Source organism: Bacillus sp. URHA0034, from assembly GCF_056280405.1.
Genome location: NZ_JBWCDK010000002.1, coordinates 2,786,825 through 2,808,132, shown reverse-complemented (window position 1 = coordinate 2,808,132; position 21,308 = coordinate 2,786,825). Strand labels below are relative to the sequence as shown.

The 21,308-nt window shown below is 42.2% G+C and carries 19 protein-coding genes, 2 rRNA genes and 1 other annotated feature; all 21 genes read left to right on the top strand.

What is annotated here, in order from left to right:
* Positions 1–109: 109 nt before the first annotated feature.
* A 23S ribosomal RNA gene (locus tag ACZ9EE_RS15540) occupies positions 110–3,045 on the top strand.
* A gap of 83 nt (positions 3,046–3,128) precedes the next feature.
* A 5S ribosomal RNA gene (rrf, locus tag ACZ9EE_RS15535) occupies positions 3,129–3,244 on the top strand.
* Positions 3,245–3,587: 343 nt separating this feature from the next.
* Complete coding sequence (locus ACZ9EE_RS15530; protein WP_476028391.1) at positions 3,588–4,049, top strand: CtsR family transcriptional regulator; 462 nt, start codon at positions 3,588–3,590, stop codon at positions 4,047–4,049.
* Between the two features lie 27 nt (positions 4,050–4,076).
* A complete protein-coding gene (locus ACZ9EE_RS15525; protein ID WP_476028389.1) occupies positions 4,077–4,625 on the top strand; it encodes a UvrB/UvrC motif-containing protein in 549 nt (182 codons plus the stop codon).
* Between the two features lies 1 nt (position 4,626).
* On the top strand, positions 4,627–5,700 hold the full coding sequence (locus ACZ9EE_RS15520) for a protein arginine kinase (protein ID WP_476028387.1): 1,074 nt from the start codon (positions 4,627–4,629) through the stop codon (positions 5,698–5,700).
* A 13-nt stretch (positions 5,701–5,713) separates the two neighbouring features.
* Positions 5,714–8,155, top strand: coding sequence for an ATP-dependent protease ATP-binding subunit ClpC (clpC, locus tag ACZ9EE_RS15515; protein WP_476032972.1), 2,442 nt, complete (start codon positions 5,714–5,716; stop codon positions 8,153–8,155).
* Positions 8,156–8,312: 157 nt separating this feature from the next.
* Positions 8,313–9,695: a DNA repair protein RadA gene (radA, locus tag ACZ9EE_RS15510; RefSeq protein ID WP_476028385.1), complete on the top strand. Its 1,383-nt coding sequence runs from the start codon at positions 8,313–8,315 to the stop codon at positions 9,693–9,695.
* Between the two features lie 3 nt (positions 9,696–9,698).
* Entirely contained in the window at positions 9,699–10,775 is a 1,077-nt protein-coding gene (disA, locus tag ACZ9EE_RS15505) for a DNA integrity scanning diadenylate cyclase DisA (RefSeq protein ID WP_476028383.1), read from the top strand.
* Positions 10,776–10,979: 204 nt separating this feature from the next.
* Positions 10,980–12,071: a PIN/TRAM domain-containing protein gene (locus ACZ9EE_RS15500; RefSeq protein ID WP_476028381.1), complete on the top strand. Its 1,092-nt coding sequence runs from the start codon at positions 10,980–10,982 to the stop codon at positions 12,069–12,071.
* 57 nt (positions 12,072–12,128) lie between these two features.
* A complete protein-coding gene (ispD, locus tag ACZ9EE_RS15495; RefSeq protein WP_476028379.1) occupies positions 12,129–12,833 on the top strand; it encodes a 2-C-methyl-D-erythritol 4-phosphate cytidylyltransferase in 705 nt (234 codons plus the stop codon).
* A 136-nt stretch (positions 12,834–12,969) separates the two neighbouring features.
* Positions 12,970–13,452: a 2-C-methyl-D-erythritol 2,4-cyclodiphosphate synthase gene (gene ispF, locus ACZ9EE_RS15490; protein WP_476028377.1), complete on the top strand. Its 483-nt coding sequence runs from the start codon at positions 12,970–12,972 to the stop codon at positions 13,450–13,452.
* Positions 13,453–13,522: 70 nt separating this feature from the next.
* Complete coding sequence (gene gltX, locus ACZ9EE_RS15485; RefSeq protein WP_476028376.1) at positions 13,523–14,980, top strand: glutamate--tRNA ligase; 1,458 nt, start codon at positions 13,523–13,525, stop codon at positions 14,978–14,980.
* A 220-nt stretch (positions 14,981–15,200) separates the two neighbouring features.
* Positions 15,201–15,454: a binding site (T-box leader), on the top strand.
* A gap of 49 nt (positions 15,455–15,503) precedes the next feature.
* Positions 15,504–16,178, top strand: a complete 675-nt coding sequence (gene cysE / locus ACZ9EE_RS15480; protein ID WP_476028374.1) for a serine O-acetyltransferase — start codon at positions 15,504–15,506, stop codon at positions 16,176–16,178.
* Positions 16,159–17,556 carry a cysteine--tRNA ligase gene (cysS, locus tag ACZ9EE_RS15475; protein ID WP_476028372.1) on the top strand — a complete coding sequence of 466 codons (1,398 nt, stop codon included), beginning with the start codon at positions 16,159–16,161 and terminating at the stop codon, positions 17,554–17,556. Before cysE ends, cysS begins: the two co-directional genes overlap by 20 nt.
* A gap of 3 nt (positions 17,557–17,559) precedes the next feature.
* Positions 17,560–17,970, top strand: a complete 411-nt coding sequence (locus ACZ9EE_RS15470; RefSeq protein ID WP_476028371.1) for a Mini-ribonuclease 3 — start codon at positions 17,560–17,562, stop codon at positions 17,968–17,970.
* A gap of 42 nt (positions 17,971–18,012) precedes the next feature.
* The gene (gene rlmB, locus ACZ9EE_RS15465) at positions 18,013–18,756 is read left to right on the top strand and encodes a 23S rRNA (guanosine(2251)-2'-O)-methyltransferase RlmB (protein WP_476028369.1); all 744 of its coding nucleotides are present in this window, start codon (positions 18,013–18,015) and stop codon (positions 18,754–18,756) included.
* 5 nt (positions 18,757–18,761) lie between these two features.
* Positions 18,762–19,271, top strand: coding sequence for an NYN domain-containing protein (locus ACZ9EE_RS15460; RefSeq protein WP_476028367.1), 510 nt, complete (start codon positions 18,762–18,764; stop codon positions 19,269–19,271).
* 70 nt (positions 19,272–19,341) lie between these two features.
* Positions 19,342–19,992 carry an RNA polymerase sporulation sigma factor SigH gene (gene sigH / locus ACZ9EE_RS15455; protein WP_476028365.1) on the top strand — a complete coding sequence of 217 codons (651 nt, stop codon included), beginning with the start codon at positions 19,342–19,344 and terminating at the stop codon, positions 19,990–19,992.
* A gap of 117 nt (positions 19,993–20,109) precedes the next feature.
* A complete protein-coding gene (gene rpmG / locus ACZ9EE_RS15450) occupies positions 20,110–20,253 on the top strand; it encodes a 50S ribosomal protein L33 (protein WP_476028363.1) in 144 nt (47 codons plus the stop codon).
* Positions 20,254–20,300: 47 nt separating this feature from the next.
* On the top strand, positions 20,301–20,483 hold the full coding sequence (secE, locus tag ACZ9EE_RS15445; protein ID WP_476028361.1) for a preprotein translocase subunit SecE: 183 nt from the start codon (positions 20,301–20,303) through the stop codon (positions 20,481–20,483).
* A gap of 182 nt (positions 20,484–20,665) precedes the next feature.
* Positions 20,666–21,199 carry a transcription termination/antitermination protein NusG gene (nusG, locus tag ACZ9EE_RS15440; protein WP_476028359.1) on the top strand — a complete coding sequence of 178 codons (534 nt, stop codon included), beginning with the start codon at positions 20,666–20,668 and terminating at the stop codon, positions 21,197–21,199.
* Positions 21,200–21,308 lie beyond the last annotated feature (109 nt).

Genomic DNA, 21,308 nt, shown 5'->3' with positions numbered 1-21,308 from the left:
TTTTAATCGTTCTTTGAAAACTAGATAATCGTATAGAAGAAACCAAGTAAAAACCGAGTAAAATCGCCATTTTAGTTTTTCTCTCTATTAAATAGAGTAAAACCTTTTAGGTTAAGTTAGAAAGGGCGCACGGTGAATGCCTTGGCACTAGGAGCCGATGAAGGACGGGACTAACACCGATATGCTTCGGGGAGCTGTAAGTAAGCTTTGATCCGGAGATTTCCGAATGGGGAAACCCACTGCTCGTAATGGAGCAGTATCTTTACCTGAATACATAGGGTATTGATGGCAGACCCGGGGAACTGAAACATCTAAGTACCCGGAGGAAGAGAAAGCAAACGCGATTCCCTAAGTAGCGGCGAGCGAAACGGGATTAGCCCAAACCAAGAGGCTTGCCTCTTGGGGTTGTAGGACACTCAACATGGAGTTACAAAGGAACGGGGTAGATGAAGCGGTCTGGAAAGGCCCGTCATAGAAGGTAAAAGCCCTGTAGTTGAAACTTCGTTCCCTCCTGAGTGGATCCTGAGTACGGCCGGACACGCGAAATCCGGTCGGAAGCAGGGAGGACCATCTCCCAAGGCTAAATACTCCCTAGTGACCGATAGTGAACCAGTACCGTGAGGGAAAGGTGAAAAGCACCCCGGAAGGGGAGTGAAATAGTTCCTGAAACCGTGTGCCTACAAGTAGTTAGAGCCCGTTAATGGGTGATAGCGTGCCTTTTGTAGAATGAACCGGCGAGTTACGATTACATGCAAGGTTAAGTTGAAGAGACGGAGCCGCAGCGAAAGCGAGTCTGAATAGGGCGTATGAGTATGTGGTCGTAGACCCGAAACCAGGTGATCTACCCATGTCCAGGGTGAAGTCCAGGTAACACTGGATGGAGGCCCGAACCCACGCACGTTGAAAAGTGCGGGGATGAGGTGTGGGTAGCGGAGAAATTCCAATCGAACTTGGAGATAGCTGGTTCTCTCCGAAATAGCTTTAGGGCTAGCCTCACGTAGTTAGAGTCTTGGAGGTAGAGCACTGTTTGGACTAGGGGCCCTCATCGGGTTACCGAATTCAGACAAACTCCGAATGCCAAAGACTTATCCGTGGGAGTCAGACTGCGAGTGATAAGATCCGTAGTCAAAAGGGAAACAGCCCAGACCACCAGCTAAGGTCCCAAAGTATACGTTAAGTGGAAAAGGATGTGGAGTTGCTTAGACAACCAGGATGTTGGCTTAGAAGCAGCCACCATTTAAAGAGTGCGTAATAGCTCACTGGTCGAGTGACTCTGCGCCGAAAATGTACCGGGGCTAAACGTATCACCGAAGCTGTGGATTGACACCGTTGGTGTCAGTGGTAGGAGAGCGTTCTAAGGGCGTTGAAGCTAGACCGTAAGGACTGGTGGAGCGCTTAGAAGTGAGAATGCCGGTATGAGTAGCGAAAGATGAGTGAGAATCTCATCCACCGAATGCCTAAGGTTTCCTGAGGAAGGCTCGTCCGCTCAGGGTTAGTCGGGACCTAAGCCGAGGCCGAAAGGCGTAGGCGATGGACAACAGGTTGATATTCCTGTACCACCTCTTTATCGTTTGAGTGATGGGGGGACGCAGGAGGATAGGGCAAGCGCACTGTTGGATATGTGCGTCTAAGCAGTTAGGCTGAGAAGCAGGAAAATCCGCTTCTCGCGAAGGCTGAGCTGTGACAGCGAGGGAAATATAGTACCGAAGTTCCTGATTCCACACTGCCAAGAAAAGCCTCTAGCGATGATATTGGGTGCCCGTACCGCAAACCGACACAGGTAGGCGAGGAGAGAATCCTAAGGTGAGCGAGAGAACTCTCGTTAAGGAACTCGGCAAAATGACCCCGTAACTTCGGGAGAAGGGGTGCTCTTTGGGGTTTATAGCCTCGAAGAGCCGCAGTGAATAGGCCCAGGCGACTGTTTAGCAAAAACACAGGTCTCTGCGAAGCCGCAAGGCGAAGTATAGGGGCTGACGCCTGCCCGGTGCTGGAAGGTTAAGAGGAGGGGTTAGCTCACGCGAAGCTCTGAATCGAAGCCCCAGTAAACGGCGGCCGTAACTATAACGGTCCTAAGGTAGCGAAATTCCTTGTCGGGTAAGTTCCGACCCGCACGAAAGGCGTAACGATCTGGGCACTGTCTCAACGAGAGACTCGGTGAAATTATAGTACCTGTGAAGATGCAGGTTACCCGCGACAGGACGGAAAGACCCCGTGGAGCTTTACTGTAGCCTGATATTGAATTTTGGTACAGCTTGTACAGGATAGGTAGGAGCCTGAGAAGCCGGAGCGCCAGCTTCGGTGGAGGCGTCGGTGGGATACTACCCTGGCTGTATTGAAATTCTAACCCGCACCCCTGATCGGGGTGGGAGACAGTGTCAGGTGGGCAGTTTGACTGGGGCGGTCGCCTCCTAAAGAGTAACGGAGGCGCCCAAAGGTTCCCTCAGAATGGTTGGAAATCATTCGTAGAGTGTAAAGGCACAAGGGAGCTTGACTGCGAGACCTACAAGTCGAGCAGGGACGAAAGTCGGGCTTAGTGATCCGGTGGTTCCGCATGGAAGGGCCATCGCTCAACGGATAAAAGCTACCCCGGGGATAACAGGCTTATCTCCCCCAAGAGTCCACATCGACGGGGAGGTTTGGCACCTCGATGTCGGCTCATCGCATCCTGGGGCTGTAGTCGGTCCCAAGGGTTGGGCTGTTCGCCCATTAAAGCGGTACGCGAGCTGGGTTCAGAACGTCGTGAGACAGTTCGGTCCCTATCCGTCGTGGGCGCAGGAAATTTGAGAGGAGCTGTCCTTAGTACGAGAGGACCGGGATGGACGCACCGCTGGTGTACCAGTTGTCTTGCCAAAGGCATCGCTGGGTAGCTATGTGCGGACGGGATAAGTGCTGAAAGCATCTAAGCATGAAGCCCCCCTCAAGATGAGATTTCCCATAGCGTCAAGCTAGTAAGATCCCTGAAAGATGATCAGGTTGATAGGTCAGAGGTGGAAGCGTGGCGACATGTGGAGCTGACTGATACTAATCGATCGAGGACTTAACCATATTTTTTAAAGCGAATAACTCGTTTTTACGAATTTCTTCTATACTATCTAGTTTTGAGAGAACGATCTCTCTAATTTCATAAGTCTGGTAATCAAGGCGAGAAGGTCACACCCGTTCCCATACCGAACACGGAAGTTAAGCTTCTCAGCGCCGATGGTAGTTGGGACTTTGTCCCTGTGAGAGTAGGACGTTGCCAGGCAAAAAAAGACAATCCGTGAAGGGTTGTCTTTTTTTGTTTGATTATTTTTAATATCCCTTATTCCACACTTCTGTTCCTAAAACCCCAATAAGGAACTACAGATGATCCCCATGATTTTCACATATCCTTCCCTAATATTACTATAAAAATGATAACAGCTTTATAGAAAGTTAATATTTACGAAAAAAGTCGAATTTTATAGACACTTATTTTCTGGGCTTTTTAGGTTTCACAACCGTGAAATTTGGAGAAAATCAGTAATAGTGAATCGTTGCATCTCCATAAAATTTTCAGTATAATTAAAGTCAAATATAGTCAAAGTCAGAAGATGGGAGGTGGGAAGATGAGAAACATTTCCGATATTATTGAAAAATATCTAAAGCAGGTTTTAGAAATGAGTGAAGAAGATCTTGTTGAGATTAAAAGAAGTGAAATTGCCGATAAATTTCAATGTGTTCCTTCACAAATAAACTATGTTATTAATACCCGTTTTACGATTGAAAGAGGATATATTGTTGAGAGTAAACGGGGCGGCGGCGGATTTATTCGGATAATGAAGGTCCAATCCCACGACTTAGCCCATTTAATTGATCATTTGCTGTCCCTTGTCAACAATCGTATAAGTCAAACGACCGCCGAAGACGTAATCATAAGACTTGTTCATGAGGAGGTCATTACAAAACGAGAAGCAAAAATTATGCTAAGTGTCATTGATCGTTCTGTACTATATATTGATCTTCCATTCCGCGATGAATTAAGAGCGAGAATGTTAAAAGCAATGTTAACTTCCTTAAAATATAAATAATTATGCAGCCTAAAGAGGTGAAAATATATGATTTGTCAGGAATGCAATCAAAGGCCTGCAGCTCTTCATTTTACCAAAATTATTAATGGAGAAAAAACAGAAGTCCATCTATGTGAGAAGTGTGCTCAGGAGAAAGGCGAAATGTTTATCATGAATGGGGAATCGGGATTTGCGTTTAACAACCTTTTGGCAGGTTTATTAAATATTGATCCATCTTTCCAAAAGCCGAGTGAAAGTCCATTTCAACAAGAGGAAATCCTTCAATGTCAGCATTGTTCGATGACATTTCCCCAGTTTTTAAAAGTTGGCCGTTTTGGCTGTGCTCAATGCTATGATACATTTAAAGATCAGTTAAAGCCTGTTTTAAGACGCCTTCATAGTGGAAACTGGACCCATAATGGTAAAATCCCGAAAAGAATCGGCGGTGAGTTTCAACTTCGCAAACAGATTGAAGAGTTGAAACTGGACTTAAGAGAGGCCATCACCAAAGAAGAATTTGAGAAAGCAGCTGAAATTCGCGATCAAGTCCGTACATTAGAAAAACAAATAGCTGGAAATGAAGAGGGAGGGGAATAAAGTGTCAGTTGAAAGATTTTTTAATCAAGCCGTCAGCTCTTGGATGAGCGAAGAAGGCCCAGATTCTGATATTGTCCTTAGCTCCCGGATTCGTCTTGCGCGAAATTTTGAATCTTATAATTTCCCAACTGTTTTTTCACACGACGAGGCAAAAGTGATTATAGATACCATGGAGGATATTCTTAAAAAATCTACTGTTGAGAGCTTCGGTACAATGGAATTATTGAAAATGGATGAAATGCAGCCTCTTCATAAGCGGGTTTTAGTAGAAAAGCATTTAATTAGTCCACTGTTGGCGGAGGAATCTCCATATGGTGCTGTTCTATTAACAGAAAATGAAGAAGTTAGTATTATGATAAATGAAGAGGACCATATTCGTATTCAGTGTTTATTTCCTGGTCTGCAATTAGCAGAAGCGTTACATGCGGCGAATGAAATAGATGATTGGCTTGAAGAACAAATCCATTATGCCTTTGATGAAAAATATGGCTATTTAACTAGTTGTCCCACCAATGTAGGAACAGGTCTCAGAGCATCTGTCATGATGCATCTGCCCGGGTTAATTTTAACACAGCAAATTAATCGGATCATTCCTGCTATCCACCAGTTAGGCCTTGTGGTAAGAGGGATTTACGGAGAGGGCAGTGAAGCATTGGGGAATATCTTTCAAATCTCTAATCAGATAACACTGGGAAAATCAGAGGAAGATATTAGCCGTGATTTAAAAGGAGTAGCGAGTCAGTTAATTTCACAAGAAAGGTCTGCTCGTGAAGCATTACGCAAAACTTCTAACATACAATTAGAAGACAGGGTGTTCCGCTCATTAGGGGTGTTATCTAATAGCCGGATTATTGAATCGAAAGAAGCAGCCCGCTGCTTATCGGATGTTCGGCTTGGTATAGATATGGGGTATATAAAAAATATGCCGAAGACCATTTTAAATGAATTAATGATTTTAACCCAGCCGGGTTTTCTTCAACAATATGCGGGTGGTCCATTACGGCCGCATGAAAGAGATATTCGAAGAGCAGCATTAATTAGGGACCGTATAAACATGGAGAATGAAAATAGGTGAGGAGGAAGAGGATATGATGTTTGGACGTTTTACTGAGAGAGCACAAAAGGTACTGGCACTGGCACAAGAGGAAGCGATTCGTCTTGGTCATAATAACATTGGAACTGAGCATGTTTTATTAGGACTTGTACGCGAAGGAGAAGGGATTGCAGCAAAGGCACTATATGGCCTTGGTCTGGGTTCTGAAAAAATCCAAAAAGAAGTGGAAAATTTAATCGGTAAAGGACAGGAAACATCTCAAACTATTCACTATACTCCGCGAGCTAAAAAGGTTATTGAACTATCAATGGATGAAGCCCGAAAATTAGGACACTCCTATGTTGGTACCGAGCATATCCTTCTTGGCTTAATTCGAGAAGGAGAAGGGGTAGCTGCAAGGGTATTAAATAATCTTGGTGTCAGCCTAAATAAAGCACGTCAGCAAGTACTCCAGTTATTAGGCAGTAATGAATCAGGTTCTCACCAGGGGGGGGCATCCGTGAGTGCAAATACACCTACACTTGACAGTCTTGCAAGGGATTTAACGGCGATTGCACGAGAAGGCAGTCTCGACCCTGTCATTGGCCGTAGTAAAGAAATTCAGCGTGTTATCGAAGTATTAAGCCGTAGAACGAAAAATAACCCTGTATTAATTGGGGAGCCTGGTGTTGGTAAGACAGCTATTGCTGAAGGGCTTGCCCAGCAAATTGTCAACAATGAAGTACCTGAAATCCTGCGTGATAAGCGTGTCATGACACTGGATATGGGAACAGTTGTTGCAGGAACGAAATATCGTGGTGAATTTGAAGACCGTTTGAAAAAAGTAATGGATGAAATCCGTCAAGCAGGAAACATCATTCTGTTTATCGATGAGTTGCACACCTTAATCGGTGCGGGCGGCGCAGAAGGGGCAATTGATGCATCTAATATCCTAAAGCCATCCCTTGCCCGTGGAGAACTACAATGTATCGGTGCAACTACATTGGATGAATATCGCAAATATATTGAAAAAGATGCTGCTCTTGAACGACGCTTCCAGCCAATTCGAGTGGATGAACCAACAATGGAGGAATCGATTCAAATTCTAGCAGGCTTACGTGACCGATATGAAGCCCATCACCGGGTATCAATTACTGATGAGGCAATCGAGGCAGCCGTTAAGCTGTCAGACCGTTATATCTCTGACCGTTTCCTGCCTGACAAAGCCATTGACTTAATTGATGAAGCAGGTTCAAAGGTAAGACTTCGGTCTTATACTACACCTCCAAATCTAAAAGAGTTAGAGGTTAAACTGGAGGATGTTAGAAAAGAAAAAGATTCTGCTGTTCAAAGTCAAGAATTTGAAAAAGCGGCTTCTTTAAGAGATACAGAGCAGCGTCTCCGTGAACAGTTGGAAGAAACGAAGAAAACTTGGAAAGAAAAACAAGGAAAAGAAAATAATGAAGTGACCGTTGAAGATATTGCCAGTGTCGTTTCAAGCTGGACGGGTGTACCAGTTTCTAAGCTTGCAGAAACTGAAACAGCGAAGTTACTTAATTTAGAAGAAGCGTTACACTCCCGTGTAATTGGGCAAGAGGAAGCCGTTATAGCTGTTTCTAAGGCAGTCCGCCGTGCCAGAGCGGGATTAAAGGATCCAAAACGTCCAATTGGTTCATTTGTGTTCCTTGGCCCTACAGGGGTAGGGAAAACAGAATTGGCACGCGCCCTTGCAGAAGCCATGTTTGGTGATGAGGACTCGATGATTCGAATCGATATGTCAGAGTATATGGAGAAACATTCTACATCCCGCCTTGTTGGTTCCCCTCCTGGATATGTCGGTTATGAAGAAGGTGGACAATTAACCGAAAAGGTTCGCAGAAAACCGTATTCTGTCATCTTGTTGGATGAAATCGAGAAAGCACATCCAGATGTCTTTAATATCCTGCTTCAAGTTCTTGAAGATGGGCGTTTAACCGATTCAAAAGGAAGAACAGTTGATTTCCGAAACACTGTCCTTATTATGACATCTAACGTGGGTGCGGAGGCATTAAAGCGAAATAAGTTTGTGGGCTTCAATATTCAAGACGGAGAACAGGATTACAAAGATATGAAAGGTAAGGTAATGGAAGAGCTTAAAAAGGCTTTCCGTCCGGAGTTCTTGAATCGTATCGATGAAATTATTGTATTCCATGCGTTAGAGAAAAAGCATCTTGAAGAAATTGTTACCCTATTATCTGACCAGCTGGTAAAACGACTAAAAGAGCAAAATATCTCATTAGAATTAACACCTGCAGCAAAAGAGAAAATCTCTCAGGAAGGCTACGATCCAGAGTATGGAGCGAGACCACTTCGCCGTGCTATTCAAAAGCATATTGAAGATCGTCTTTCTGAAGAATTATTAAAAGGGACATTATTAACAGGCCAGCATGCTATAATAGATGTAGTCAACGGTGAGTTCGTTGTTAGAATGGCAGAACAAACAAGTTTAGCAAAATAAGTTAAAGACTTACGAATAGTTTCCAGAGTGTTTAACAACACATTGCAAGAGGTACACGTGAATAAAGTCAACCCGTGTGCCTCTTTTTTATTTATTAATAAATACTGGTATTAGAGGCAGGGATAAATCTCTATGTGGTTAGGAAAGGTTGAAGGTCATGGTAAAAAGGAAAACAAAGTTCATTTGCCAAGAATGCGGATATGAATCCCCTAAATGGATGGGGAAATGCCCAGGCTGTGGACAATGGAATAAGATGGTTGAGGAAGTGGAAGTAACAGGGGCACAACGAAGAGGGGCATTTGCTCATTCACAAACTGGTTCTAATCTATTAACCAAACCAATGAAGATCAATGCCATTGAAATGGAGAACGAACCGAGAATCTTAACCGATTTACACGAGCTTAACCGCGTATTGGGTGGTGGTGTCGTAAAAGGTTCGTTAGTTCTAATTGGCGGTGATCCTGGAATAGGGAAATCTACACTTCTGCTTCAGGTATCCTCACAGCTTGCGAATAAAGGGAATTCTGTTCTTTACATATCTGGTGAAGAATCATTAAGACAGACAAAGCTTCGTGCTGAACGGCTGGGGATTTCGTCAGAAAACCTGTTAGTCTATTCAGAAACAAACCTTGAGGAAATAAACCGGACGATTGATAGTGAGAATCCTAGCTTTGTCATTATTGACTCTATCCAAACGATTTTCCATCCAGAAGTAACTTCAGCACCTGGAAGTGTTTCTCAAGTTCGCGAATGTACATCTGAATTGATGAGGATTGGCAAAACCAAAGGGGTTGCTATTTTTATTGTCGGGCATGTGACAAAGGAAGGTTCGATTGCCGGGCCAAGGCTATTAGAACATATGGTCGATACCGTGCTTTATTTTGAAGGGGAAAGACATCATACTTACCGAATCCTAAGAGCAGTCAAAAATCGTTTTGGCTCCACAAACGAAATGGGCATCTTTGAAATGAAGGAATTTGGACTGGAAGAAGTAGAAAATCCATCGGAAATCTTCTTGGAAGAGCGATCTCGGGGGGCAGCAGGTTCGACGGTTGTTGCTTCAATGGAGGGAACTCGTCCGGTTCTCGTTGAGATCCAGGCGCTAATCTCACCCACAAGTTTTGGAAATCCCCGGAGAATGGCAACAGGAATCGATCATAATCGGGTACCGCTTTTAATGGCAGTCTTAGAAAAGCGTGTGGGTATGCTTCTGGCCAACCAGGATGCCTATTTAAAGGTTGCTGGAGGAGTCAAGCTGGATGAACCGGCAATTGATTTAGCGATTGCCGTTAGTATTGCTTCCAGCTTTAGGGATCGGCCGACAAGACCTACCGACTGTATTATCGGTGAAGTTGGTTTGACCGGAGAGGTAAGAAGGGTGTCAAGAATTGAGCAGCGCGTTCAGGAGGCAGCCAAATTAGGCTTTGAGCGCATTATTTTACCGGCTAATAATTTAAGTGGCTGGACAGGCCCTAAGGGGATTAAGCTTATAGGTGTTTCTTCCGTCAGCGAGGCACTGCAAGCAGCGTTAGGAGGGTAGCAGATGGAAAATAAGAAACTTGGAGAGGCAACTACCGTAATAGATGTTTTACAGTTTATAGCCCCCGGTACGCCTCTTCGAGAGGGAATTGATAATGTTCTAAGAGCCAATACAGGCGGACTGATTGTGATTGGGTATAACGAAAAGGTAAAAAGCATTGTAGATGGTGGATTTTCAATTAATTGCTCCTTTTCACCAAGCTTTTTATATGAACTTGCCAAAATGGATGGTGCGATTATTCTAAACGAGTTAGGTAATAAAATTTTATTTGCCAACGCCCAGCTCGCACCTAACTCTGAGATTCCTTCAACGGAAACAGGAATGCGGCATCGAACAGCAGAAAGAGTTGCCAAACAAACGAAAGCACTGGTGATTGCCATATCACAAAGAAGAAATGTGATTACCCTTTATCAAGGGAATTTTCGTTATTCCTTAAAGGATATTGCTGTTATATTAACAAAAGCCAATCAAGCGATTCAGACGCTGGAAAAATATAAGGCTGTTCTTGAACAAAGTATAACTAATCTAAGTGTTTTAGAGTTTGAAGAATCGGTAACATATAATGATTTTTTACTGGTACTTCATCGTTTTGAAATGGTCTTGAAAATAAAAAATGAACTCTTAACCTTTTTACATGAGCTGGGGACAGAAGGCAGACTGATTCGGCTCCAAATGAATGAGATTCTAACAGACCTCGAAGATGAAATTATGCTGATCATTAAAGATTATGCTAACGAACGGGATATCCAGGCCCGGGATGTGCTTCAGCGGATGCAGTCATTGGCAAATAGCGGCACCATAGAAGATATGGTGTTGTTGAAATTAATGGGCTACTTAGGCTATGTCCATCTCGAAGAAAATAAATTCCCGCGTGGATATCGGATTTTGAATAAGATTCCGAGATTACCTTCGATTATCATTGAGAACTTAATCACAAGTTTTGGGGAGCTGGCAAACATCATGTCGGCAACCGTTGAAGAGCTTGATGATGTGGAGGGAATCGGGGAAGTGCGGGCAAAAAAAATTAAAGAGGGCTTTAAATTAATTAAAGACCGGCTATATACAGATAGACATCTATAAAAATGATTGAAAAAGAAAATCTAGTATGCTAAAATGTGCAGCCCCAATTTGTTTGACACAGAAAATTTCCAATGATAACCTATGAGAAGTAAGATTTTTACAAAACAGATTTATTACAAGAAGATGACAATTGGGAAAAATAATCACAAAATCAAGGTTTCAATTTTGAGAATATGTTTATAATGAATTAGAGGAGGTGAAGGAATGTTAAAAAGAATTGTGCAGGCATGCTTTCTCATTATTGGAGGTACGCTCGGAATACTATTACTGCCGGAATTGTTTAAATTACTTCATATCAATGACATTCCACTGATTAATAACTCATATGTTACTGCTATTATAGGGGCTATTATTTTTTACCTTATTACCTTTTGGGCAGTAGATTATGTCTTTAATTTTATTAAATGGACGGAAGATTCTTTAGTTAAAATTCCTGTTACAGATGTATTATTTGGCAGTGTTGGATTAATTTTTGGTTTGTTTGTTGCCTTTTTAATTAGTTTTGCTCTTAATGCCGTACAAGTACCAATTTTAAATGCGGTTGCACCCATCCTTTTAACGCTTTTGTTTGGTTATCTGGGCTTTCAAGTTGGTTTTAAAAAGCGTGACGAGCTATTAGGTCTATTTGGAAATCGTGGTAACAAGAAGAAGTCCGGTGATGAAGAAGAAGTGGATCCTGCAGCCGGCAAAGCTTTGAAAATCTTAGATACGAGTGTCATTATTGATGGCCGGGTTGCTGATATTTGTCAGACTGGCTTTTTAGAGGGGACAATTGTTATTCCGCAGTTTGTTCTTGAGGAATTACAGCATATTGCAGATTCCTCTGATGTATTAAAACGAAATCGCGGCCGCAGAGGCTTAGATATATTAAATCGAATTCAAAAGGAATTATCCATTAAGGTCGAAATCTATGAAGGTGATTTTGATGAGATTAGCGAGGTAGACTCAAAACTCGTTAAACTGGCAAAATTAACAAATGGAATCCTTGTCACGAATGACTTTAACCTAAATAAAGTATGTGAATTACAGAATGTCTCTGTATTAAATATTAATGACTTAGCAAATGCAGTCAAACCGGTTGTTCTTCCAGGAGAGGAATTAACGGTTCAAGTAATAAAAGACGGAAAAGAATACCATCAAGGTGTTGCTTATTTAGATGACGGAACGATGATCGTTGTCGAAGAAGGAAGAGAATATATCGGTAAGAGAATTGAAGTACTGGTAACAAGTGTTCTTCAAACCTCTGCCGGCCGGATGATATTTGCCAAACCCAAGTTATTAGAAAAAGCACTATAGAGAGAAAAGCTGCAGCGCCTCTGGGTGCTGCAGTAAGACAGATAGAGAGGTATATTCATGGGTTACCAAGTCATTATCCCAGCGGCTGGCCTGGGAAAAAGAATGCGCGCGGGGAAAAACAAACTTTTATTAGAGCTTAATGGTCTGCCGGTGCTTATTCATACCTTAAGGGTATTTGAAGAGGATGAAGCCTGCAATGGTATAATTTTAGCGATACATACTCAGGATGCTCAGGAAATTAATGAGCTGCTTAAAAAGTATCAAATTTCGAAAGCATCTGATTTGGTACAGGGCGGGGACGAACGGCAGTACAGCATATATAATGCACTTAAGACAGTCAAAGAAGATGGAATAATTCTTGTACATGATGCAGCTCGGCCGTTTATTCAAAAGGACCATATCCGCCATCTAACACAGAAGGCAGAAAAAACAGGTGCTGCTATTATGGGCGTTTCGGCCAAAGACACTATGAAGAAAGTAAATGATGGTGTGGTAGTGGAAACTGTCGAACGTTCAAGCTTGTGGGCTGTTCAAACCCCACAAGCTTTTCGCATTTCTTTACTTAAGAAGGCTTATCAAAAAGCAGAAGAGGACAACTTTCTCGGGACGGATGATGCCAGTTTAGTCGAGCGTATAGGTTATCCTGTAACGGTTGTCGAGGGGGATTACGATAATATTAAATTGACAACACCAGAGGATTTATTTTTTGCGGAAGCCATACTCGAAAAGCGGAAGTGCCTTGAACAGGGGCGACAAGCATAAGACGAGCCGGCGGGAAGGTTGTTCTTTAACCTTTTCGACGGGTCGGCTTAGACCCAAGATCCCCTAGGCGCTGCAGTTAGACAGTTATCTAAGTTCAAAGAATTAATTTTAATTTCATAATAAAGGGGTTTTTTTGATGTTTCGAATTGGACAGGGCTTTGATGTGCACCAATTAACAGAAGGGCGCCCGCTAATCATCGGCGGCATTACAATCCCGTATGAAAAAGGGCTTTTGGGACATTCTGATGCAGATGTTTTATTACATACTGTTTGCGATGCTTGTCTTGGTGCGATTGGTGAGGGGGACATTGGCAAACATTTTCCCGATACAGATGCCAATTTTAAAGATGCTGACTCGGCAAAGCTTACTGAACATGTGTGGCAGCTAGTCAAAGATAAAGGTTACGAGTTAGTCAATGCAGACTGCACCATTATTGCCCAAAAACCGAAAATGGCGCCCTATATTGAAGACATGCGGGCACGGATTGCTGAATTGCTAGAGGCATCGCCAGAGCAAATTAATGTAAAGGCGACGACTACAGAAAAACTGGGCTTTACAGGCAGAGGCGAAGGGATTGCATCTCAAGCCGTTGTTTTATTAAAAAAGGTTAATGATTAGACTTTATAGATAGACATTACAATGGTAAAATAAATCGGTTGAGACAATATATAACGATGGAGGCAGCATTATGTCAAACCAAGTTCGTGTAAGGTATGCTCCAAGTCCCACAGGACATTTACATATTGGAAACGCCCGTACTGCACTATTCAATTATTTATTTGCCCGAAATAAAGGCGGAAAATTTATTATTCGAATAGAAGATACTGATAAAAAACGGAATATTGCCGGCGGGGAAGAGAGCCAATTAAAATATTTAAAATGGCTCGGAATCGATTGGGATGAAAGTGTTGATATCGGCGGCGAATACGGACCTTACCGCCAATCAGAAAGAAATGATATTTATGAAACCTATTATAATCAGTTAGTAGAAACCGGCAATGCGTATAAATGCTACTGTACAGAAGAAGAGCTGGAAGCAGAACGTGAAGCCCAGACAGAAAGAGGCGAAACCCCTCACTATTCAGGGAAATGCCGTCACTTAACAGAGGAAGAACGCCGTCAATTAGAAGCAGAAGGCCGTCAGCCAAGTATTCGCATCGCTGTGCCTGAGGGTAAGACCTATACGTTTGACGATATGGTCAAAGGGGTTGTATCGTTCGAATCTGAAGGTATGGGTGACTGGGTAATGGTGAAAAAGGATGGAACACCAACCTATAACTTTGCGGTTGCCATCGATGATTACCTAATGGAAATCAGTCATGTACTCCGTGGTGATGACCATATTTCAAACACACCAAAACAATTAATGGTTTACGATGCATTAGGTTGGGAACCACCTGTTTTTGGACATATGACCTTAATTGTAAACGAAAGCCGTAAGAAGTTAAGTAAGCGTGATGAATCGATTATTCAGTTTATTGAACAATATGAAGAACTTGGCTATCTTCCGGAAGCACTATTTAACTTTATTACGCTCTTAGGCTGGTCACCGGCTGGTGAGGAGGAGCTCTACTCAAAAGAAGAATTTATTGAGATTTTTGATGCTAATCGTCTTTCAAAATCACCGGCATTATTTGATCAACAAAAGCTAGCATGGATGAATAATCAATACATGAAAAAGATCGAGGTTGACCGCGCATTGGAGCTTGCTTTACCACACTTAATTAAGGCTGGGCGACTAAGCGAAAGTTTAACGGATGAGCAGCATGAATGGGCTCGCAGCCTTGTCGGACTATTACAGGAAAAAATGAGCTTTGGTGCGGAGATCGTAGAATTATCCGAGATGTTCTTCGAGGATGAAGCAGTCTATGAAGAAGACACAAAGGAAATCTTAGCAGGTGAAACGGTTCCGGAAGTGTTAAGGGCTTTTTCTCAGGAACTTGACCAACTCGACAGCTTCCGTGCTGATGGAATAAAAGCAGCCATGAAAGCTGTACAAAAATCAACCGGCCAAAAAGGAAAAAATCTGTTTATGCCGATTCGTGCAGCGGTAACAGGTCAAACACACGGCCCAGACCTTCCACAAGCAATCGAATTATTAGGGAAAGCAAAGGTCCAAAACAGAATTAATAAAATTATTAGTTAACAAGATCAAGAAAATGTAATATAGTAAAGGAAACAAGAAAAGCGGAAGCACCCGTTTAGTGGCGTATGGACTGAAGTACTTCGACTGAGATAAAGGAAACACGGAGAGCGATAGCGATCCGATGTTGACTTACCGCAGGGAGAAGAGCGAAGTCCACTAGCCGCTGGGTGCTCGAGCTGGACAGTTATCGAGGTCCAATGTTAGAATCCTAATAATATAAGCCAAAGCGCAGAAGAGGACAAGTAAAAAAATGATGCTTTAAAGAGAGAACCATCACCGGCTGAAAGTGGTTTAAGCCTCCCATTTTTTGAAATGCACCTCCGAGCCCCATTTCGAAAGAGTCAACTCGAGTAGGTTTGGGCGGAGCAATCCGTTAACAAGTAGAGTGAGGTAATGATAAGCTTAGGCCCAATCAGTCGGGGGATGGCTTGATCGACCTAATCAGAGTGGAACCACGTATTATGCGTCTCTGTCGATTGCGACAGGGGCGTTTTTTGTATATAACAACAAAGGGGGAAGAGCGATGTTCAACCGGATGAAGGAGGACATTGAGGTTGTTTTTGAACAAGATCCTGCGGCGCGAAGCGCTTTTGAAGTCGTATTGACTTATTCAGGTTTGCATGCCATTTGGGCACATCGGATTGCACATGCACTCTTCAAACGTAAATTATATTTCCCGGCCCGTGCCATTTCACAAGCAAGCCGTTTCTTTACCGGAATTGAAATTCATCCCGGTGCAAAAATAGGCAGGAGATTTTTTATTGACCATGGTATGGGTGTAGTCATAGGGGAAACCTGTGAAATTGGGGATAATGTAACTATATATCAAGGTGTTACACTGGGCGGAACAGGGAAGGAAAAAGGAAAACGCCATCCGACGATTAAGGATAATGTCCTCATTGCCACCGGTGCTAAGGTACTTGGTTCCATTACGGTAGGTGAAAATTCAAAAATTGGCGGCGGCTCGGTCGTATTAAAAGAGGTACCGCCCAACTCAACAGTTGTCGGAATCCCAGGAAGGGTAGTCATTCAAGATGGCATCCGAATACAAAAGGAAAAAGATTTAAACCATTGCGATCTTCCTGATCCAATCGCTGACCGCATCCGCGAGATGGAAAGTGAAGTCATTCAATTAAGGCGAGAGCTTCAAGAATTAAAAAATGAAAGGATAGAAGTCAATGGCCATTCAAATATATAATACATTAACCAGAAAAAAGGAAACCTTTGTACCGCTTGAAGAAGGAAAGGTAAAAATGTATGTCTGCGGTCCAACTGTTTATAATTATATTCATATAGGAAATGCCCGCCCAGCGATTGTTTTTGATACGGTACGCCGATACTTGGAATACCGCGGCTTTGATGTTAAATATGTTTCAAACTTCACAGATGTGGATGATAAATTAATCCGCGCAGCTAATCAGCTTGGGGAGGATGTTCCGACCATTGCTAATCGCTTTATCGATGCATACTTTGAGGATGTTTCAGCATTAGGCTGCCAAAAGGCGGATGTCCATCCGCGAGTGATGGAAAATATGGATATCATCATTGATTTTATCAGCCAATTAGTAGAAAAGGGTTTTGCTTATGAATCAGAGGGAGATGTTTATTTCCGGACAAGAAGCTTTGATGATTACGGAAAACTCTCACATCAATCGGTTGATGACCTCCAAGTAGGAGCTAGAATCGAAGTCGGTGATAGGAAAGAAGACGACTTAGACTTTGCTCTTTGGAAAGCGGCAAAAGAAGGGGAGATCTATTGGGAAAGCCCTTGGGGACTTGGACGCCCGGGCTGGCATATTGAATGCTCAGCAATGGCGAAGAAGTACCTAGGCGAGACCATTGATATTCACGCAGGAGGCCAGGACTTAACTTTCCCGCATCATGAAAATGAAATTGCTCAATCAGAAGCTCTTTCCGGTAAATTATTCTCCAAGTACTGGATGCATAATGGGTATATTAATATTGACAATGAAAAAATGTCTAAATCACTTGGAAACTTTGTCCTCGTTCATGACATTATTAAAAGACACAACCCACAAGTATTACGGTTCTTTATGCTGTCGGTGCATTATCGGAATCCAATTAACTATAGTGAGGAATTACTTGAAAGTACAAAGGCTGCGTTTGAACGGTTAACAACTTCGTATCAAAATTTAAAACATCGGAAAGAGGCAAGTACCGATTTAACCGATCAAAATCAGGAATGGCTGGATAAGCTAACCGTCCTGAATGACCAGTTTATTGAGGCAATGGATGATGATTTTAATACAGCTTTAGCGATTTCCGTTCTCTTTGAAATATCCAAACTGGCGAATTATTATCTTTTAGAAAAGAATACGGCAGTTCAGGTAATTGAGGCCTTTACTGACAAATTCGAGGAGTTATTCGGGGTGTTGGGATTAACGCTAGGAAGCGAAGAAATGTTAGATGAAGAAATCGATGCTCTGATTGAACAGCGGAACCAGGCACGGAGAGACCGTAATTTCCAACTGTCCGACCAAATTAGAGATCAGCTAAAGGAAATGAATATCATTCTAGAGGATACACCGCAAGGTACAAGGTGGAAAAGAGGCTAATTCATGCTTGATTTTGAGAACAATATTGATGCCAAACAATTGAATGGCCTTGCACTGGCGTATATGGGCGATGCTGTATTTGAATCTTATGTTAGACGCCACCTTCTCTATAATGGCAAGGTGAGGCCCAATCAATTGCACCGTCTGGCTACTAGATACGTTTCCGCAAAGGCACAGTGCCGGATCCTTTTTCAATTTATGGATGAGAAGCTTTTAAATGAAGAGGAATCTGCTGTCGTTATGCGCGGCAGAAATGCAAAATCAGGTACGGTTCCTAAGAATACAGATGTCCAAACATACCGCTACAGCACAGCATTTGAAGCTTTAATCGGCTATTTATTTTTAGAAGGCAGATTGGAACGGTTAGAGGAGTTAGTGGAGAAAGCCTTTAGCTGTATTGAAAACGAACGATAACAAGCGAATTGCGCTTTCCAATGAAAGGAGGAACGAAATAATATGAGTCAGGAATACATTGTTGGAAAAAATCCAGTTATCGAGGCACTTAAATCGGAAAGAGATATCAATAAGATATTAATTGCCGAAGGTTCTCAACGGGGGCAGATGCAGCAGATTACACAATTGGCGAAAGAAGCCAATGTCCTTGTGCAATTTGTTCCAAGGAAAAAACTTGACCAAATTGCCGAAGAAAATCATCAAGGTGTGCTTGCCTATGTGGCAGCTTACCAATATGCAGAAATTGATGATTTGTTTGCCGCTGCAGAGAAGAGAAATGAAGCACCGTTCTTTTTACTGCTTGATGAAATAGAGGATCCCCATAACCTAGGTTCAATTATGAGGACTGCGGATGCAGTCGGGGCACATGGTATTATTATTCCAAAACGCAGAGCAGTTGGACTAACTGCAACGGTTGCTAAGGCTTCAACGGGTGCAATCGAATATATACCAGTGGTCCGGGTAACGAATATGGCACGGACGATTGATGAACTGAAAGAACGGGGCGTATGGATTGCTGGAACTGATGCTAAGGGAAAGGAAGATTACCGTCAAATGGATGGGACGCTTCCACTCGGTTTAGTAATTGGCAGTGAAGGGAAAGGAATGGGAAGGTTAATCCGTGATAAATGTGATTTTCTGATCCATTTGCCAATGGCCGGTAAAGTAACTTCATTAAATGCTTCTGTTGCTGCATCCCTACTCATGTATGAGGTATACCGCAAACGTCATCCGCTTGGCAGGTAGTGTATATGGACATCCTGCTTGTTGACGGATATAACATTATTGGAGCCTGGCCAGAATTAAAAGTACTCAAGGACCGGGATTTACCAGCTGCGAGGGATCGACTGATCGAAAAAATGGCCGAATATCAGGCCTTTTCTGGTTACCGTGTGATTATTGTTTTTGATGCCTATTATGTTCAAGGTATAGAGAAAAAATATAAAAATCATAAGGTTGAGGTTATTTTTACAAAGGAAAATGAAACAGCAGATGAGCGGATTGAAAAAATGGCCATTAGCTTAAGCAATCGAAGAACACAAATCCATGTAGCGACCTCCGATTTTACAGAGCAATGGGCGATATTTGGACAGGGTGCATTAAGAAAGTCTGCTCGTGAACTGCTGATTGAAATGTCCTCCATTGAAAAAGGGATTGAAAAGAAAGTGAAAAAGATCCAAGAAAAAAAGCCGGTCTCAAAAATACCGATTAGCGAAGAAATGGCAGAAATTTTTGAAAAATGGCGCAGAGGCGAGAAATGAGCCCTCGACTTCAAAATATTTCTAATGTATACTAGTAATATCTATGCACGTTCGGTGGAGGGGATCTACTTTGAGTACGGACTTCGGAGCAAGGATTAACGAACACTTTTTCGAAATGGAAGATGAGGAAATTGTCGACTTGGTACACCAAGGTGATAGTGAAGCATTGGATTATTTGATTCACAAGTATCGTAATTTTGTACGTGCAAAAGCAAGATCCTATTTTTTAATTGGAGCAGATAAAGAAGACATTGTCCAGGAAGGAATGATTGGCTTATATAAAGCCATTCGAGATTTTCGCGAGGACAAGCTGACTTCTTTTAAAGCGTTTGCTGAACTTTGTATTACCCGCCAAATAATCACCGCGATTAAGACAGCAACACGGCAGAAGCATATCCCGTTGAACTCGTATGTCTCATTGGACAAGCCTATTTATGATGAAGAATCTGACAGAACTTTAATGGACGTCCTGTCAGGTGCAAAGGTCCTGGATCCAGAAGAATTAATTATTAATCAAGAAGAATTCGACCATATTGAAGTGAAAATGACTGAATTATTAAGCGACTTAGAAAGAAAAGTGCTAGCGCTCTATTTAGACGGCCAATCATATCAGGAAATTTCCGAAGAGCTAAATCGTCATGTGAAATCGATCGATAATGCCTTACAAAGGGTAAAGCGAAAGCTTGAACGGTATCTAGAAATTCGAGAATTTTCATTATAGGTAGAAGGATGAAATATTTTGTCAATAGTCGTAATGCGTTCTAGGAGTTATTGACATTAAATAGGGGTCATGTTACATTTTTAGTGATAGATTAGACGATTATTGAAGGTGTCGAATATGAGTAAAAAAGTCATCTTAGCTTGTGTAGAGTGCGGCTCACGAAATTATTCGACAGCCGGTAAAGACACAACGGAACGATTAGAACTAAAAAAGTTTTGTAAGACTTGTGCGACCCATACGATTCACCGGGAAACAAAATAATAATAGATACTAGCATTGTTACTTAAGTTGTTGGGGGTTACGAAATAATGCAGCGCATAACGAATTTCTTCAGTGATATATTCCGTGAAATGAGAAAAGTTAGCTGGCCGAAACGAGGGGAATTGGTTCGTTCGACGGTTACGGTTTTAACAACAGTAGTATTTTTCGCAGCATTTTTTGCTGTTCTAGATTTAGGAATCTCTAAATTGATTCGGTTAATTCTTGAATAAATAGCCATCATTCATGGTATAATGGAAATTAATAAAGGAAGTTTTATCTAAAAACCCGTATGAACGGGTTTTTTAATTTGTCTAGAAAGCGGAACGGTGGGGTTTAGCGTCGTTAGGCTCAGGAAATAGGCATGAAAATTTCTGCAAAATTGAGGGAGGGACGGACGATCTAGTCCTCTTAAATGGAAAAGAATTGGTACGTAGTTCATACTTACTCTGGTTATGAAAATAAGGTAAAAGCGAATTTGGAAAAAAGGGTTGAATCAATGGGCATGGCAGATAAAATATTCCGTGTCGTTGTACCTGAGGAAGAAGAAACAGAAATTAAAAACGGCAAAACAAAAATTGTCAAACGTAAGGTATTCCCTGGTTACGTATTAGTCGAACTAGTTATGACAGATGATTCTTGGTATGTAGTCCGTAATACTCCTGGTGTAACAGGATTTGTCGGTTCAGCTGGTTCCGGTTCAAAACCAACACCGTTACTTCCTGAGGAAGTAGTCGTTTTACTTAAGCGAATGGGTGTGGAGGAAAAACGGATCGATGTTGATTATGAAATTGGGGAAACAGTGCGCGTAAAGGAAGGCCCTTTTGCGAACTTTACTGGGTCTGTTGAAGAAATGGACAAGGATCGCTCAAAACTCAAAGTTCTTGTTAATATGTTTGGCCGCGACACCCCAGTAGAACTTGATTTTACACAGATTGAAAAATTATAAATGTCTATATGTTAGCGTTAGATTTTTGTGTGATTTAAAAGAAAATAATCAGTTATTGTAAAAAAACTTGAAATCATATTAAAAAAATGTTACTATTTCATAGGTCAGT

Excerpts from the sequence above, each read along its gene's own strand:
- clpC (WP_476032972.1), top strand. The coding sequence starts at position 5,714 with ATGATGTTTGGACGTTTTACTGAGAGAGCACAAAAGGTACTGGCACTG.
- cysS (WP_476028372.1), top strand. The coding sequence starts at position 16,159 with ATGGCCATTCAAATATATAATACATTAACCAGAAAAAAGGAAACCTTT.
- rpmG (WP_476028363.1), top strand. The coding sequence starts at position 20,110 with ATGAGTAAAAAAGTCATCTTAGCTTGTGTAGAGTGCGGCTCACGAAAT.
- ACZ9EE_RS15525 (WP_476028389.1), top strand. The coding sequence starts at position 4,077 with ATGATTTGTCAGGAATGCAATCAAAGGCCTGCAGCTCTTCATTTTACC.
- nusG (WP_476028359.1), top strand. The coding sequence starts at position 20,666 with ATGGAAAAGAATTGGTACGTAGTTCATACTTACTCTGGTTATGAAAAT.
- radA (WP_476028385.1), top strand. The coding sequence starts at position 8,313 with ATGGTAAAAAGGAAAACAAAGTTCATTTGCCAAGAATGCGGATATGAA.
- ispF (WP_476028377.1), top strand. The coding sequence starts at position 12,970 with ATGTTTCGAATTGGACAGGGCTTTGATGTGCACCAATTAACAGAAGGG.
- ACZ9EE_RS15530 (WP_476028391.1), top strand. The coding sequence starts at position 3,588 with ATGAGAAACATTTCCGATATTATTGAAAAATATCTAAAGCAGGTTTTA.
- cysE (WP_476028374.1), top strand. The coding sequence starts at position 15,504 with ATGTTCAACCGGATGAAGGAGGACATTGAGGTTGTTTTTGAACAAGAT.
- ACZ9EE_RS15500 (WP_476028381.1), top strand. The coding sequence starts at position 10,980 with ATGTTAAAAAGAATTGTGCAGGCATGCTTTCTCATTATTGGAGGTACG.
- gltX (WP_476028376.1), top strand. The coding sequence starts at position 13,523 with ATGTCAAACCAAGTTCGTGTAAGGTATGCTCCAAGTCCCACAGGACAT.
- rlmB (WP_476028369.1), top strand. The coding sequence starts at position 18,013 with ATGAGTCAGGAATACATTGTTGGAAAAAATCCAGTTATCGAGGCACTT.
- disA (WP_476028383.1), top strand. The coding sequence starts at position 9,699 with ATGGAAAATAAGAAACTTGGAGAGGCAACTACCGTAATAGATGTTTTA.
- ACZ9EE_RS15460 (WP_476028367.1), top strand. The coding sequence starts at position 18,762 with ATGGACATCCTGCTTGTTGACGGATATAACATTATTGGAGCCTGGCCA.
- ACZ9EE_RS15470 (WP_476028371.1), top strand. The coding sequence starts at position 17,560 with ATGCTTGATTTTGAGAACAATATTGATGCCAAACAATTGAATGGCCTT.
- ispD (WP_476028379.1), top strand. The coding sequence starts at position 12,129 with ATGGGTTACCAAGTCATTATCCCAGCGGCTGGCCTGGGAAAAAGAATG.
- secE (WP_476028361.1), top strand. The coding sequence starts at position 20,301 with ATGCAGCGCATAACGAATTTCTTCAGTGATATATTCCGTGAAATGAGA.